Annotated in this window: 14 protein-coding genes and 2 riboswitches; of the genes, 8 read left to right on the plus strand and 6 right to left on the minus strand. The window is 46.5% G+C overall.

All coding sequences use genetic code 11. From position 1 onward, the window contains the following. Together EKC99_RS01635 and EKC99_RS01640 are read left to right on the plus strand one after the other, a co-directional pair. Complete coding sequence (locus tag EKC99_RS01635) at nucleotides 1-735, plus strand: ZIP family metal transporter (protein ID WP_163150160.1); 735 nt, start codon at nucleotides 1-3, stop codon at nucleotides 733-735. Nucleotides 736-747: 12 nt separating this feature from the next. After that, entirely contained in the window at nucleotides 748-1,599 is an 852-nt protein-coding gene (locus tag EKC99_RS01640; protein ID WP_009362525.1) for a DMT family transporter, read from the plus strand. Nucleotides 1,600-1,607: 8 nt separating this feature from the next. Here EKC99_RS01640 and EKC99_RS01645 read toward each other — a convergent pair whose 3' ends face one another. The 5 genes from EKC99_RS01645 to EKC99_RS01665 form a co-directional block, all read right to left on the minus strand. Next, nucleotides 1,608-2,144 (minus strand): 1,2-dihydroxy-3-keto-5-methylthiopentene dioxygenase, encoded by a 537-nt coding sequence (locus tag EKC99_RS01645; protein ID WP_163150163.1) that lies wholly within the window; start codon nucleotides 2,142-2,144, stop codon nucleotides 1,608-1,610. A gap of 12 nt (nucleotides 2,145-2,156) precedes the next feature. Further along, the gene (locus EKC99_RS01650; protein ID WP_009362523.1) at nucleotides 2,157-2,765 is read right to left on the minus strand and encodes a methylthioribulose 1-phosphate dehydratase; all 609 of its coding nucleotides are present in this window, start codon (nucleotides 2,763-2,765) and stop codon (nucleotides 2,157-2,159) included. Next, nucleotides 2,762-3,418 (minus strand): 2-hydroxy-3-keto-5-methylthiopentenyl-1-phosphate phosphatase, encoded by a 657-nt coding sequence (locus EKC99_RS01655; RefSeq protein WP_033383316.1) that lies wholly within the window; start codon nucleotides 3,416-3,418, stop codon nucleotides 2,762-2,764. Before EKC99_RS01655 ends, EKC99_RS01650 begins: the two co-directional genes overlap by 4 nt. Next, complete coding sequence (gene mtnW / locus EKC99_RS01660; protein ID WP_009362521.1) at nucleotides 3,415-4,638, minus strand: 2,3-diketo-5-methylthiopentyl-1-phosphate enolase; 1,224 nt, start codon at nucleotides 4,636-4,638, stop codon at nucleotides 3,415-3,417. The genes EKC99_RS01655 and mtnW overlap by 4 nt, the downstream gene beginning before the upstream one ends. 59 nt (nucleotides 4,639-4,697) lie before the next feature. Beyond that, nucleotides 4,698-4,805: riboswitch (SAM riboswitch) on the minus strand. 89 nt (nucleotides 4,806-4,894) lie between these two features. Beyond that, the gene (locus tag EKC99_RS01665; protein WP_163150166.1) at nucleotides 4,895-6,067 is read right to left on the minus strand and encodes a pyridoxal phosphate-dependent aminotransferase; all 1,173 of its coding nucleotides are present in this window, start codon (nucleotides 6,065-6,067) and stop codon (nucleotides 4,895-4,897) included. A 97-nt stretch (nucleotides 6,068-6,164) separates the two neighbouring features. On the opposite strand from EKC99_RS01665, the gene EKC99_RS01670 reads away from it, so the two are divergent. The 6 genes from EKC99_RS01670 (at nucleotide 6,165) to EKC99_RS01695 (ending at nucleotide 12,988) form a co-directional block, all read left to right on the plus strand. After that, nucleotides 6,165-6,959, plus strand: a complete 795-nt coding sequence (locus tag EKC99_RS01670; RefSeq protein WP_035064181.1) for a carbon-nitrogen family hydrolase — start codon at nucleotides 6,165-6,167, stop codon at nucleotides 6,957-6,959. A gap of 87 nt (nucleotides 6,960-7,046) precedes the next feature. Then, nucleotides 7,047-7,146, plus strand: a riboswitch (SAM riboswitch). Nucleotides 7,147-7,218: 72 nt separating this feature from the next. Continuing rightward, entirely contained in the window at nucleotides 7,219-8,388 is a 1,170-nt protein-coding gene (gene mtnK / locus EKC99_RS01675; protein ID WP_163150169.1) for an S-methyl-5-thioribose kinase, read from the plus strand. Nucleotides 8,389-8,398: 10 nt separating this feature from the next. After that, nucleotides 8,399-9,433 carry an S-methyl-5-thioribose-1-phosphate isomerase gene (gene mtnA, locus EKC99_RS01680; RefSeq protein WP_163150172.1) on the plus strand — a complete coding sequence of 345 codons (1,035 nt, stop codon included), beginning with the start codon at nucleotides 8,399-8,401 and terminating at the stop codon, nucleotides 9,431-9,433. Next, nucleotides 9,430-10,542, plus strand: coding sequence for a sugar ABC transporter substrate-binding protein (locus EKC99_RS01685; protein WP_163150175.1), 1,113 nt, complete (start codon nucleotides 9,430-9,432; stop codon nucleotides 10,540-10,542). Before mtnA ends, EKC99_RS01685 begins: the two co-directional genes overlap by 4 nt. Next, a complete protein-coding gene (locus EKC99_RS01690) occupies nucleotides 10,539-12,032 on the plus strand; it encodes a sugar ABC transporter ATP-binding protein (protein WP_163150178.1) in 1,494 nt (497 codons plus the stop codon). The genes EKC99_RS01685 and EKC99_RS01690 overlap by 4 nt, the downstream gene beginning before the upstream one ends. After that, a complete protein-coding gene (locus EKC99_RS01695; RefSeq protein WP_009362514.1) occupies nucleotides 12,029-12,988 on the plus strand; it encodes an ABC transporter permease in 960 nt (319 codons plus the stop codon). Before EKC99_RS01690 ends, EKC99_RS01695 begins: the two co-directional genes overlap by 4 nt. A gap of 6 nt (nucleotides 12,989-12,994) precedes the next feature. Here EKC99_RS01695 and EKC99_RS01700 read toward each other — a convergent pair whose 3' ends face one another. Then, on the minus strand, nucleotides 12,995-14,731 hold the full coding sequence (locus EKC99_RS01700) for a methyl-accepting chemotaxis protein (RefSeq protein ID WP_163150181.1): 1,737 nt from the start codon (nucleotides 14,729-14,731) through the stop codon (nucleotides 12,995-12,997). Nucleotides 14,732-14,905: the final 174 nt, after the last annotated feature.

The following is a 14,905-nucleotide window of genomic DNA, read 5'->3' on the forward strand; positions in this document are numbered from 1 at the left end:
ATGGTCGACATGCTGATCGGAAGCACGCTATCTGCGCTAGCCACAGGAGCTGGCGCTGTTCCTATTTTGTTTTTGTCGCGCTCGCTAACACATCAATGGCGCGACATGTTGCTCGCTTTTACAGCAGGTGTCATGATGGCCGCGTCCATGCTTGGATTAATTCCAGAAGCGCTTTCTTCCGGAACGTTTCTTGCCTTAACGGTTGGATTGTGCGGCGGTGTGCTCGCCTTAACGTTTCTTGAAAAAATCGTGCCGCACATCGATTTAGCGCATACTGAAAGCGGCGTAAAAATGGACAAAAAAGCGTTGCTTGTGCTTGCGGCAATTACGCTTCACAACATTCCAGAAGGACTATCTGTCGGCGTGAGCTACGCTTCCGGCGAACAAACGCATATTGGCGATTTAATTGCGCTTGCGATCGGCTTCCAAAACGCGCCTGAAGGATTGCTCGTTGCGCTTTTTTTATTTAACCAACATATTTCAAAAGGAAAAGCGTTTTTGATGGCAACAGGAACAGGAATGATTGAACTTGTCGCTTCCGTCATCGGCTTTTATTTAACGTCTGTCGTCGATGCGCTCGTCCCTTACGGATTAGCGTTTGCGGCTGGAGCGATGTTGTTTATTATTTATAAAGAATTAATTCCTGAAAGCCATGGCGATGGGAATGAACAATCGTCAACGTACGCTTTTATTATCGGACTATTAGTGATGGTATTTTTAATTGAAACATTTTAAAGGATGATTGACATGTCGAAATATTATATGCTTCTTTTATTGACAAGCGCATTATGGGGAGGAAACTTTGTCGCAAGCAAATTGCTTGTCGCTCACGCCTCCCCACTCACGTTGACGTTTATTCGCTGGACGATTGCGGTCCTTTTTTTATTTCCGATCGTTTTAAAAAAAGAGCGATCGATCCGCCTACAAACGCGCGGCATCGTTCCTTTGATTGCGATGGGGCTTTCGGGCGTCGTGTTGTTTAACGTGTTGATGTTTCAAGCGCTTCGCTATACGTCAGCGGATCATGTCGGTTTAATTTCGACGTTAAATCCGATGGCGATCGCGCTCGTTGCCTATGTCGTCTATCGTGACAAACTGACGTTGCGACAATGGCTCGCGATGATCGTTTCACTGATCGGGGTACTCATCGTCATGACGCACGGGCAACTGCATCGTTTAGCGGATGTAAACATCGGCGATTTATGGATGATCGCAGCGGTCATCATGTGGGGCGTTTATTCAGCCTGTGCGAAGGCGGTGATGACATCGTACTCTCCGCTTGCGGCGACGTTTTGGTCTGGCGTATTTGGCGTCATCGGATTGTTGCCGTTTCTTTCTTCTTTTTCCGTTCATGACGTCAACGTCTCCTTTTCGCTTGCGCTTTTATATACGAGCGTCGGGGCGACGGTGCTTGCGATGTTTCTTTGGAACGTCGGCGTCAAACGGGTCGGTGCTACGACAGCAGGCATGTTTTTAAATTTTAATCCGCTTTTTACTGCCTTATTTGCATACATACTGCTTGGGGAAACGTTGACGTTGCCCCAATGGATCGGTTCATTCGTCACCATTGCAGGCGTCATATTGTTTACAAAAAAATAGAAGGGGTGTTATTCCCCTTCTTTTTCTTCATATGGATGGGCAACCCAACCGGATGGATCGATAAATAACCGAACGGCAACGACTTGACGATCGTCCATTAATGTAAAGAAATGTGGATTTCCTTCTGGCACGGAAATGACGTCTCCTGCTTCAAGTTCCACGTCAAAATATCCTGTGTTTTCGTCTCCTTTAATGACGAAAATGCCATGTCCTGCGACGATTGCACGCACTTCATCTTCCGTGTGCGTGTGCACTTGTTCAAATTTTTTCAATAGCTCTTCTAAATTTGGTGTTTGTTCGCAGAGGGCAACAACGTCCCACGCTTGATAGCCTCTTCGCTTCGCTAAATCTTCAATTTCGGATTGAAACGCGGCTAAAATGTCCGCTTTTTCTTCGTCTGTTAATACAAATTTGTTTTGCAGATGCGTTGGAAGTTTACTTGCATCCCAATGTTCGTACAACACACCTTGCTGATTTAAAAACGCAGCGACGTTTTCCTTTCCTTCAATCACTTCTCCTGTATTGCGCACTTTAATCACTGCCATACTTACTCCCCCTTATCGTTTTAAAAGTAATAATTTGACGTGGTACTGACATAAAAACTCGCACGCTTCTAGCCATTTTTTCGCTTCAAACGCATCTTTTCCCCAAACGGTAATGCCGTGGTTGCGAATAAGTACCGCCCCGTTACTTTCGTGCACATGTTTCGCAAATTCATTCGCCAACGTCGGAATATGGGCGAAATTCGGAATAATCGGAATGCGAAATACCGCATCTTCTTCCCATAACCCGAACGCTTTAATGATTTCTTGATTCGTAAAAACGACTTCTCCTTCATCGCCGTACCATTCCGAAATGACGTTGTTGTCAACGGTATGCACATGCAAAACGCAGCCAGCGTTCGTTTTGTTGTAAATGTGGACGTGAAGAAGCGTCTCTGCTGACGGTTTGAGAGACGTCGCTTCCGCTGGCTGTCCGTCGGCACCGACGAGTAAAAAATCTTCCGCCGTCTCTTTTCGTTTATCTTTGCCGCTTGCAGTGACAAGAAACGTAAGTGGCTCATCGCTCACTTTGAGCGACAAATTGCCGCTTGTTCCCATAAACCAATCGCGCGCCGCTAGTTCTCGTTTCACCTCCGCAAGCTCTTCCCATTTTTTTTGCCTCATGCGATCACCTCGCTTTCTTTTAACGCATCGATGACATCATAAAACGTCGTAAACGGCGTATGCGGTAAATGAAGCTCACGGCATTTTTCAAGCAAAAAGTCGCGGGCGATGACATGATCCGCTAATTTTGCCGCCGCTAAATCCGTAATCGAATCGCCAATCACAATCGTTTTCGCCCCTTTTGGTGCGAGTTTACGAAGAAGAGACGGCTTGCAACAGCCGCATTCATTTTGACAATGTTCATCGCATGCATACGGCCATGTAATTTGAATCGTTTCGCCGCGAAAGTCCGCGCGATTGCAAAAAATGCGTTCTTTTTCAATGAACCCGTCTAACAACGGATAAACGAAAAAATCGATGCCGCCGCTGACGATATAAAGCGGCATATGTTGTTGTTTCGTCCATGCGACAAACTCGGAAAATCCGTCGCGAATGCGGGCAGTGTCAAGCAAAAATTGCACAATTTCTTCTTTCAATGACGACGGCAAAAGGGAAAACATGCGCCCAACGCCTTGTTGTACGGAACATCTTTGCGCAAGTATATCGTCTTTGATCGCTTCCCACTCCGGTGGGGCGAACTGTTTCATCACCGCAATAATGTTATCGTTTAACGTAATCGTCCCGTCAAAGTCGCAAAAAATGACTGGCTTCATGATGCGCTCCCCCATAAATGAAGCGCTTGTCGCAACGGTTCGTTTTCTTTTGCCGCTTCATGAAGCGAACGCCCTGAAAGCACCGCTTCAACTGCCGCTCGAAACGCTTGCCCGCCGCCAACCGCTCCGGCTGGATGACCGTGCACCCCGCCGCCTGCGTTAATGACTGAATCGATGCCAAAATCGCGAACTAAAAGCGGCACAAGTCCCGGATGAATGCCGGCCGATGGGACAGGGAACGCGCGGACGAACGGCTCTTCTTTCGTCAGTTCGTCGGCAATCGCAAGCGTCTGTTCTTTTTCAAGCGCTACGCTTCCGTACGGAGATGGGAAAAGCGAAAAGTCCGCTCCTGCCATGCGCAACAGTTTGCCAAGAAGAAGCGCATAGCTCACTCCATATACGTGCGATGAAGCGATCGCGCCGCTAAATGACGGATGCGCCATGATCGGCAAACGAATGTCATCGTCTTCGCGAAGCGCTTGCAATACATCAAGCCCGTATGTAAACACGTTAAACAACAACACGTCCGCGCCGAGCTCCGCCGCCCGCTTCGCTTTTTCTTTTAGCTCAAACGTTTTCCCTGTTAAATTGACCGCATATAACGTCCGATGCCCTGTTTGTTCGTACACGTCTTGTAACGCTTCTTTTCCTGCGACGATGCGTTTTTCAAACGGCGTCAAGTCGTTTTCAAACAAAATTTCATCGTCTTTCACAAGATCGACACCGCCGAGCGCTTGCTGTTTTAATTGCTCGGTCACATATCGCAAATCGCGACCGATCACCGCTTTAAAAATGCTCATGACAAGCGGACGGTCAAAAACACCAAGCTTTTCACGAATGCCATCAATGCCAAAGCGCGGACCAGGAAATGCTCGTTTTAATTCGTCAGAAAACGTCAGGTCAACAAGTTTAATCGTTCCATCAAGCGACAATTTGCCAAACGTCGTCGTCAAAATCGCTGGAAAATCGGCACTAAAATTGACGCTCGGATACGAAATGCGCACGAGCGCCCGTTTCAATCGCTTCCCGAAATACGTATTGACCCGCTCATCTTCCTCAAGCTGTTCAATCGACTCTACAACCCCTTTATGTTTTTTCAACTGTTCTTGTTCAAGTTGCGGCAAATCGGTCCACGATCCTACCGTAAGCCCAAGCGCAATCCCCTCCGCTTTTTTCGCCAAATCTTTGTCATCATGAATCAAATATGTTGCCGTAATCATCGTATCACTCCTTTACAAATAAAAAACCTCTTCATAAGAAGAGGCTAATCGTTCGTCTCTTCTTATCTCTCAGCTGATTGCTGCGAGAATTAGCACCGTGCTTAACGTTCGTTAAGTCGGTTGCCGGGCTTCATCGGGCTCGTCCCTCCGCCTACTCTTGATAAGAATTCGCAATGTATGAAATTTTTGAAATGGTTCGTTTTTCATAAATTTAATCTGAATTATGACAGCCGTCTTTCATTTTGTCAATGATTTTTTAAAAAAGTTGCAATCGTCCGATTCGTTCTGCTGCTTCTTTCAGCCGTTCTTCGCTTGTCAACAGCCCTGTGCGCACATATCCTTCCCCATGCTCTCCAAAGCCGATGCCTGGGGCAACGGCGACATGTGCTTGTTCAAGTAAAAGATTGGCAAACGTTTCGGACGTATATCCTTTTGGCACCGGAAGCCACGCAAAAAAAGAACCTGCTGGCGCTTGCACGTTCCAGCCGATGTCGTTTAATGCACGAATAAACGTATTCCGTCTTGCTTCATACGTGGCGACAAGCTCATCGACGCATTGTTGCGACTGTAAAAGCGCAACCGCTGCCGCTTCTTGAATGGCGCCGAACATGCTCACATACAAATGATCTTGCAAAACGTTAATCGCTTCGATCATGCTTTCGTTGCCGACCGCAAAGCCGATGCGCCATCCTGCCATATTGTACGTTTTTGAAAACGTATAAATTTCAATGCCAACGTCTTTCGCCCCTTCGACTTGTAAAAAGCTGACCGGCTTTTTCCCGTCAAACCCGATCGCCCCATACGCAAAATCGTGCACGACAGCAATGCCGTATGTTTCAGCAAACGAAACGGTTTCTTTAAAAAACGATTCCGTTGCTGTCGCGCCTGTCGGGTTGTTCGGATAGTTTAAAAACATCAATTTCGCTTGACGAACGACGTCTTTGTTTAACTCCTCATAATCGGGCAAAAAGTCGTTTTCCGCCCGCAGCGGCATCATTTCCATGCGCGCCCGCGCAAGCACAACGCCCGACCAATAGTCCGGATAACCGGGATCGGGAACGAGCACGACATCGCCGGGGTTTAATAAACAAAGCGGCATTTCAACGAGCCCAGCTTTGCCGCCAAATAAAATGGCGACTTCTTTTTCTGGATCAATGGTTACCCCATACTCCCGTTTGTAAAACGTCGCTACCGCTTCTTTCAAAAACGAATACCCGCGAAACGGGGAATATTTATGGTACGCTGGCTTTGCTACCGCCTGTTGCATTGCGTTTACAATATGAGCAGGGGTCGGCTGATCCGGATTTCCTTGCCCAAGATTAATGACGTCATGCCCTTCAGCAATGACCGTATTGACTTTTTGAACGAGCGAAGCAAAAAATTGCTTCGGTAGTTGCTGTAACAAGTTCGATTGCGGAAATGTTTTCATTTTTCGCACACCTACTTCACAAAAAGGTTGAAATTCTAGTCATGTATCATATATCGTAAAAATCAAAATGTAAAGAAAATTTTTCGAGGTGAATGAAATGAATATCGCTTGTATACAAATGGACATTGCGTTTGGAGCGCCTGAAAAAAATAAACAAACGATCGTGCGCTACATGGAACAAATGGCGCGTGACGTCGACGTCGTCGTATTGCCAGAACTATGGACGACAGGATACGATTTAACGAGATTAACAGACATCGCCGACGAAAACGGCGAAGATACAAAAACGTTTCTTTCCTCGCTTGCGCGCACGTACGATGTGCATATTGTCGGCGGATCGGTAGCGAAAAAAACAGACAAACAAATGACGAATACGATGTATGTCGTCGACCGAAACGGCCATGTCGTTAGCGAATATAGTAAACTTCATTTGTTCAAATTGATGGATGAACATATGTATTTACAAGCTGGGGAGACGTTACACGTTTTTCAACTCGCTCACACGACGTGCGCAGGCGTCATTTGTTATGACATTCGTTTTCCAGAATGGATTCGCACTCATGCGCTTCACGGAGCCGAAGTGCTATTTGTCGTCGCGGAGTGGCCGCTTGCTCGCCTTCATCATTGGCGTACGTTATTAATGGCGAGAGCGATTGAAAACCAATGTTACGTCGTCGCTTGCAACCGCGCAGGAAAAGACCCGAACAACACATTTGCTGGTCATTCGATGATCATCGATCCATGGGGAAACGTGCTCGCTGAAGGGGACGAACAAGAAACGGTCATTATGGCGAATATTGACATAAACGAAGTGCAACATGTGCGCGGACGCATCCCGATTTTTGCTGATCGTCGCCCAGACGTGTATAAAATTTTTGAAAAAAAGGATTGACAAACGAGCATGAACCGATGTATGATTCGAATCAAGCGAATTCACGAAACTTTTTCACTGTTAAAAACATTCAAATAACGATAAACACTCTTATCAAGAGCAGGTGGAGGGACGAGCCCGATGAAGCCCGGCAACCGGCGATGACGCACGGTGCTAATTCTTGCAGCAGTAGGCTGAGAGATAAGAGGTGCGAAGCAAACTTCAAACCTCTTTCGTTCAGCGAAAGAGGTTTTTTATTTATGTCAAGGGAGGAATTTGTATGTACGAACCGTTAACAGAACAAAAAGCGATCGCCCTTGCTGTTCGGTTGGGGCTTTTTGGAAAAGATGCGCTTCTTTCATGCAAAGAAATTGGCGATGGCAACTTAAATCTCGTGTTTCGTATCGTCAACGAGCGCACAAACGACAGCATCATCATCAAACAAGCGTTACCGTATGCGAAAGTCGTCGGCGAAAGCTGGCCGCTCACGTTAAAACGGGCGACGATTGAAAGCCAAGCGTTGCGCACTTTCGCAAGCTACGTCCCTCAATACGTTCCGAAAGTATACTATTCTGATGAGTCTTTAGCGATTACAGTGATGGAAGATTTATCGCATTTACAAATTGCTCGTCGTGGGTTCATCGAAGGAAAAACATTTCCGAACATTTCTGAACATATCGGCGAATTTATCGCGAAAACAGCGTTTTACACGTCCGATTTCGGCATGAACCAACAACAAAAAAAGAAGCTCGCACAGCAATTTACAAATCCTGAACTTTGTAAAATTACAGAAGATCTCGTATTGACCGACCCGTTTTTTGACCATGACACAAACAACTTTGAAGCCGAACTTCGCGCAGATGTCGAGCAGCTTTGGCAAGATGACGCATTAAAACGCGAAACCGCAAAATTGAAACGGCGCTTTTTAACGAAAGCGGACGTCTTGCTTCATGGCGATTTACATACAGGAAGCATTTTCGCAAGTGACGATGAAACGAAAGTGATCGACCCAGAATTTGCATTTTACGGTCCAATCGGCTTTGATCTCGGGCAATTTTTCGCTAATTTGCTGTTAAACGCCCTCGCTCGCGATGAACGTGACCGCAAACCGCTCTTTCATCATATCGAAAAAACGTGGGACGTGTTTGTTCGCACATTTTCTGAACTTTGGCGTGAAAGCAATGAACCGTACGCGACCGTTTCTGGCGTGCTTCATGACGTGCTTCGCGATGCCCTCACAGAAGCGATTGGATTTGCTGGCTGTGAAGTCATTCGCCGAACAATCGGTTTAGCGCATGTCGCAGACGTTGACGAATTGCCGCTTGAGCGCCGACTTGATGTGAAACGTCACGCGCTTCGCCTCGGACGCGAGCTGATCGTACAGCGTGAACAATTGCCGATTCATGCGATCAAACGACTTGTGCAACAAACGGTACATGTGAACAGCTAGGAGGAAGACAATGAAATCTGTACAATGGCACGATACACATATTACGATTTTAAACCAACAAGCATTGCCTCATAAGACTGAATATTTAGAATTAAAAAATATCAAAGACGTATGGGATGCGATCGTGACGTTAAAAGTGCGCGGGGCGCCAGCCATCGGCATGACCGCCGCCTACGGCTTAGCGCTTGCGGCAAAATCGTATGAAACGAACGACTTAGCGCAATTTCATGCCGAGTTAAAACGAGACCGCGACTATTTAGCTAGTTCGCGTCCGACCGCTGTCAACTTATTTTGGGCGCTTGATCGGCTTATGAAAAGCGTTGCGCAAGCAAAATCCGTCAACGAAGCGAAAACGACGCTCATTCATGAAGCGATTTGCATTCAAGTAGAAGATGAAGACGTATGCCGCCGCATCGGCGAACATGCCCTTTCCCTTTTTCAAGACGGCGATCGCATCATGACGATTTGCAATGCAGGAGCGATTGCGACGGCGCGCTACGGAACGGCACTTGCTCCGTTTCATTTAGCGAAAGAAAAAGGAATGACGCTTCATGCGTACGCTTGTGAAACGCGGCCTGTGCTGCAAGGAGCAAGGCTCACCGCTTGGGAGCTTTCACAAGCCGGCGTCGATGTCACGCTCATTACCGACAATATGGCCGCGCAAACGATGAAAGCCAAACATATTTCCGCTGTCATCGTCGGCGCAGATCGCATCGCCGCAAACGGCGACACCGCCAACAAAATCGGAACGTTCGGTCTAGCCATTTTAGCTAAAGCGTTTCACATTCCGTTTTACGTCGCCGCTCCGCTCTCAACGATCGACTTACAGACGAAAACAGGCGATGACATTCCGATTGAAGAACGCGCAAAAGAAGAAGTGACGCATATCGGCGGCGTGCGCATCGCACCGGACGTGAACGTCTACAACCCTGCATTTGACGTCACACCGCATGAACTCATTACGGGCATTATTACCGAAAAAGGGATCATTTTTGGCGATTACGCAACAAAACTACCAACATTATTTGAGGAGGTTTTCGCATGAGAAACATATGGCTTGCCTTCGTGCTCATTTTTGCGCTATTAGCCGGATGCACGAACGAACAAGATGCCGTTTCTAAACCGGCGCAACAGCCGAAAGAAGAAACGAAACAAACGAATGAAACAACAGGAGCGGACATTCCAGCCGCGCTAAACAAACCGATTAAAATTGCCGCCATTATGCAAATGTCGATCGGCACCTTTTCATCGCAATATATCGCAGGTGTGAAAGAACAAGTCGCAAAATTTGGCGGCGAGGTGCAAATTTATAACGCGGATAACGATTTAACAAAAATGGCATCGTACGTCGAAACAGCAATCAACCAAAACGTCGATGCGATTTTATTAGATCATGGGCGCGCGGATGCGTTGAAAGCCCCTGTGGAAAAAGCGCTCGCCAAAGGCATTCATGTCGTCGCATTTGATAATGATTTAAACATTCCGGGTGTCACTGTCATTGACCAAGACGATTACAGCTTAGCATGGAAAACGTTAAAAACGTTAGCGGAAGATTTAAACGGTGAAGGCGAAATCGTCACGATTTGGGTCGGCGGCTTTACGCCAATGGAACGTCGTCACGTCATTTACGAAGCGTTTCAAAAACGATATCCGAACATAAAAGAAGTCGCCAAATTCGGCACAGCGAGCGCAAATACCGCTTTAGATACACAAACGCAAATGGAAGCGATTTTGAAAAAATATCCGAACAAAGGCGATATTGATGCGGTGTTTGCGACATGGGATGAGTTTGCCAAAGGAGCAACGCGCGCCATTCAACAAGCAGGGCGAACAGAAATTAAAGTGTACGGCATCGACTTAAGCGATGAAGATTTACAAATGATTCAACAACCAAATAGCCCATGGGTCGCAACAACAGCAACTGACCCAGCGGAAGTCGGGCGCGTGCAAGTGCGCTTTGCGTATCAAAAAATTGCAGGCGAAAAAACGCCAAACATTTATTCACTTGAACCGCATTTAGTCAAACGTTCCGACTTACCAGATCAACAAGTGTCGATGGGCGAACTGCACAACTACATTTCGGGCTGGGGACAATCAAACGTCGCTGTCTCTCCATGGATGAAAACGCTCGAACAACAGGTGAAAAAGCAATGAGCGGGCTTTCCATGAAACAAATCGTCCATTCGTTTGGCGATGTCACCGTATTAAACGGCGTGAACTTCCATGTCCAACCGGGCGAAGTTCACGCCCTTTTAGGTATGAACGGCGCGGGAAAAAGCACGTTAATGAACATTTTAGCCGGCCATCTTCAACCGACCGAAGGAACGATTGACATCGACGGACGGTCGTATACGTTTTCTTCCCCAAGAGAGGCAAAGCGGGCTGGCATCGGACATGTCGTACAAGAAGTGGACGCAGCGTTATTTCCTGCCCTGTCCGTGTATGAAAACGTGCTCGCTGAACAAATTGCTGAACAACCGAACAAGTTGTTTTCAAAAACGAAAAAGCGGGCATTTGTTTTCCAACTGCTTGAGCGCGTCGGTTTGGCGCATGTATCGCCTGATGCGCTCGTTCAAACGTGCACGCTCCATGAAAAACAGCTCATTTTACTCGCTCGCGTCCTTTCTTCTTCCGCTCGCTATATTATTTTAGACGAGCCAACCGCTTCGTTAAGCGAACAAGAAACGGAACGGCTATTTGCGATGATCGAACAATTAAAAGCACAAGGCGTGTCATTTATTTATATTTCGCATAAATTGCACGAAGTCAAACGCATTTGCGACCGGATGACGATTTTGCGCGACGGCCATGTCGTGTATGAAGGTGATGTGTCGCTACCGACGGAACAAATCGTGCGCCATATGGTCGGACGGCAACCAAAAACGCGCAACACTTTTGCGCGGGAAAAAAGTGGCGAAACGATTTTTGAAGTGAAGCAACTATACATTCCGAAAACGAAAACGACGGTTGATTTACGTGTACAGCGCGGGGAAATTGTCGGCATTGCCGGCATCGTCGGCGCAGGAAAAACAGAATTAGCAGAAAGCATCATCGCTCATGTGAACACGACAGGGGAACGCATCGTGCGCGGGAAAAAACAAACGTGGACATCGCCAAAAGATGCGATTGAAGCAGGCGTTTGTCTTATCCCAGAAGAGCGCCGCAAACAAGGGCTATTTATGAACGAGACGGTAGAAAAAAATTTAACGGTGCGTCTATTGTCGAACATTTCGAAATGGAAATGGATAAACAAACGCCGCGAGCGCACGATCGCCACATCGCTCATTTCATCGTTACATATTCGTCCATCCTCGCCGACCGCACTGGCGAAAAACTTAAGCGGCGGCAATCAACAAAAAGTCGTCATCGGCAAATGGCTGCAAACGAATAGCGACGTATTTCTTTTTGACGAGCCGACAAAAGGCATTGATGTGCATGCCAAAGAGGAAGTATTTGCGATCATTCGCTCGCTTGCTGAGGAAGGAAAAGCGATCATTTATTTCACGAGCGAGTTTCAAGAGCTGCTACATATCGCACATACGATTTATGTGATGGTCGACGGTCGTTTCATAAAAAAAATAGACGCCCAAGAAGCGACATATGAACAGCTCGTCCATGATACAACGGGAGGTGAAATGAGATGAAATTTTTATACAAATACGGAACGATGATCGCGATTGTTGTCGTCATTAGTTTTTTCAGCATCACGCTCGATTCGTTTTTTACGTATGCAAACTTTAGCGACATTTTACGTTCGATTTCCATTGTTACGCTCGTGGCGATCGGCATTACGTTTTCATTAATTGTCGACGGTTTTGATTTATCGGTCGGTTCAACCGTCAGTTTAGCGACCATCGCAAGCGCCTCCGCGCTCGTTTTACATCGTCAAGAGCTTTTCGTTGCACTCATCGTTCCGCTTCTTCTCGGCGCACTCGTTGGATTGCTTAACGCCTTTCTCATCATTCGCCTTCGCCTGCCTGATTTATTGGCGACGTTAGCCGTCATGTATATCATTAACGGCGTGCAATTGACATATACGAAAGGATTTTCGATTTACAACGACATGCCGCTTCCAGAAGGCGGAACGGCGCCGGGAAAATTTATTCCATCGTTTTTATTTATCGGACAAGGAGAGCTGTTTGGCATCCCATTTTCTGTGTTGCTTATGCTTTTTGTCGTCGTTTGTGCTCATCTTTTTTTAACGTATACAACATTCGGACGCTTGTTTTACATGACAGGCGAAAATCGTGAAGCAGCAAGGCTCACCGGCATTCCCGTCGATCGTTACCGCACGGCTGCGTATATCATTAGCGGCCTGTTCGCTGCTTTAGGGGGCATTGTTCTTGCTTCGCGCATCGGCACCGGACAAGTATCGGCAGGGGCTTCCTTATTAATGGACGGCGTCGCTGCCGCCTTTATCGGCTTTTCCGTCTTTGGCGCAGGCAAACCGAACGTCATCGGTACGCTGCTTGGCTCGATTTTAATCGGGGTGTTGTTAAACGGGCTGACGATGATGAACGTCCCGTACTACGCCCAAGATATAATCAAAGGAACGATTTTAATTTTCGCACTCGCGTTGTCCCATATCGTAAAAAAGTAACCCACCTTACGCAAGGTGGGTTTCAAACGTTCGTTCTTTTTCTACTTTTTCCATTAGTTCATCAATAAGACGAATCACTTCGGTCGATGCTTGTTCGAGTTCTTGCAGTTGCGCTTCGGCACCTTTTATATCGCCTTTTGCGTACGCTTCCGCTGCTTTTTTCGCCGCGACGTGCACACGTTCATGAGGGGCATCAAGCTTTTCATACGCTGGCGTGCCTTTCAGTTGTTTTTTCGTTTGTTCATCAAAGTACCATTTTCCTAATCGGCATTGATGGTGAGAAGCGACATCTTCCGGACGAATGTTCTCGTAGCCGACAATCATATTGTAAATGCGCCATTTCCATAATAAGTGATCCGTTTTCGCTAAATGCAATAACGCTTTCGCAGATAGTTTAATATTGTTTTCGTTAACTAAATTTAAGCGGAAACGGTCGATCGCTTTGCTTAACGCATGAACCGTCTTTCCTGTTTTTTCACCAAGCTCGCGAATATATTCTGTTAATGAGGCGATCGATGCCATACGGTTTGCGATTTCATCGACAGCCGCTGCTTGCTGTTCAGCAACCGCAGCATTCGTATTTGTACTATCTTGAATGTCGCCCATCGCTGATACGATTTCGTTTAATAAAGGCATCGCTTCTTGCGCTTGACGGACCGCTTGGCGAATCGTCGATGATGTTGAGTAAATCGCGGATGATACTTCCGATGAAATCGTCCGCAACTCTCCGACGTTTCGTTGCACTTCGCCGAGCGATTGCACTGTATGATCGGCAAGCTTCCGAATTTCTTCCGCAACGACGGAAAATCCTTTTCCGTATTCCCCTGCACGTGCCGCTTCAATCGAAGCGTTTAACGCAAGTAAATTCGTTTGATCCGCAATGCCGTTGACAAGCTGCATCACTTTTTCAATCGCGCTTAAATGCTGTTGTAAATGTTCAAAACGGTCAACCATGTTCGTAAACTGTTCGGACGTTTCCATAATTTCTTCAAACGCTTCCGTCATCATTTGTTGCCCTTTTTCCGCCTGTTCAACGGATGTCGTCGTTTTTTCGGCGATGACGGTCGCCGCGTGCGCCACTTCCGAAACGGCCGTCGTCATTTCTTCCGTCGCCGCCGTCACCATTTGTACATCGCTATTTTGTTGGTCGAGCGCTTGTAGTAAATCTTTAATAAACATAATTTCCGCATTTTGTTCCATCAACATTTCTGTTCCGCTTGCGATTTGTTCCATCATCGTTTCTGTGTACACTTCAACGAGAAGTTGTTGCTCGATATTAATGGCCCGCTGCAACGTTTCCATCAACGTTAAACAACGTTTCGGCGCAAGTGCCGTTTTCGATAACAACGTCGTTAAAATAAAGAAATTCAAATGATTAAAGGCAACGATCAATTTTCCGACGTTCACTTTTTGTTTGCGCAACAAATGGAAAAAGCGAAGCGATTCATCGACGTACGCGCGGTTTCGTTCCATCGTAAAAAAGGCATCGATATACGCTTCCACGCGCGCTTCAGTAATCACATTTGTCGCTTCTGGCTGCACTTGCTGAAGCCCCTCATAAAGAAGATGAACGATTTCTTTTTTATGCGGTGCAATAAGTTCATCAATTTGTTTTAACTTTGCGAAATCTTCTGTCGTAAAATGGTTGTATGATAATGTGTCGTTAAATCGTCCTTGAAACGAATAGTCTGTCCCTTTTTCAAGCAATTCGTTCAACGACGGACGAAGGCGCTTAAATAACATGCGATTCACCTCTTTAGCTGTCTTGACATATAAGTCTATTGTACTACATCGCTTTCCTGCCTGTCATTAGTAATCGGTAGTGTGTTTGAGTCAAGACTTTGTGGGAGATTTTTTTCTCGACCGATTTTTTTGGTTATATATGGTTTTATAAAATCGTTATATGTAAGCGCTTTT

The organism is Anoxybacillus sp. MB8, from assembly GCF_011006755.1.
GTDB lineage: Bacteria > Bacillota > Bacilli > Bacillales > Anoxybacillaceae > Anoxybacillus > Anoxybacillus gonensis.

What these genes read in the sequence shown, in the direction of transcription:
- EKC99_RS01635 (WP_163150160.1), top strand. Translation starts at nt 1, where the DNA reads ATGGTCGACATGCTGATCGGAAGCACGCTATCTGCGCTAGCCACAGGA.
- EKC99_RS01640 (WP_009362525.1), top strand. Translation starts at nt 748, where the DNA reads ATGTCGAAATATTATATGCTTCTTTTATTGACAAGCGCATTATGGGGA.
- EKC99_RS01645 (WP_163150163.1), bottom strand. Translation starts at nt 2,144, where the DNA reads ATGGCAGTGATTAAAGTGCGCAATACAGGAGAAGTGATTGAAGGAAAG.
- EKC99_RS01650 (WP_009362523.1), bottom strand. Translation starts at nt 2,765, where the DNA reads ATGAGGCAAAAAAAATGGGAAGAGCTTGCGGAGGTGAAACGAGAACTA.
- EKC99_RS01655 (WP_033383316.1), bottom strand. Translation starts at nt 3,418, where the DNA reads ATGAAGCCAGTCATTTTTTGCGACTTTGACGGGACGATTACGTTAAAC.
- mtnW (WP_009362521.1), bottom strand. Translation starts at nt 4,638, where the DNA reads ATGATTACGGCAACATATTTGATTCATGATGACAAAGATTTGGCGAAA.
- EKC99_RS01665 (WP_163150166.1), bottom strand. Translation starts at nt 6,067, where the DNA reads ATGAAAACATTTCCGCAATCGAACTTGTTACAGCAACTACCGAAGCAA.
- EKC99_RS01670 (WP_035064181.1), top strand. Translation starts at nt 6,165, where the DNA reads ATGAATATCGCTTGTATACAAATGGACATTGCGTTTGGAGCGCCTGAA.
- mtnK (WP_163150169.1), top strand. Translation starts at nt 7,219, where the DNA reads ATGTACGAACCGTTAACAGAACAAAAAGCGATCGCCCTTGCTGTTCGG.
- mtnA (WP_163150172.1), top strand. Translation starts at nt 8,399, where the DNA reads ATGAAATCTGTACAATGGCACGATACACATATTACGATTTTAAACCAA.
- EKC99_RS01685 (WP_163150175.1), top strand. Translation starts at nt 9,430, where the DNA reads ATGAGAAACATATGGCTTGCCTTCGTGCTCATTTTTGCGCTATTAGCC.
- EKC99_RS01690 (WP_163150178.1), top strand. Translation starts at nt 10,539, where the DNA reads ATGAGCGGGCTTTCCATGAAACAAATCGTCCATTCGTTTGGCGATGTC.
- EKC99_RS01695 (WP_009362514.1), top strand. Translation starts at nt 12,029, where the DNA reads ATGAAATTTTTATACAAATACGGAACGATGATCGCGATTGTTGTCGTC.
- EKC99_RS01700 (WP_163150181.1), bottom strand. Translation starts at nt 14,731, where the DNA reads ATGTTATTTAAGCGCCTTCGTCCGTCGTTGAACGAATTGCTTGAAAAA.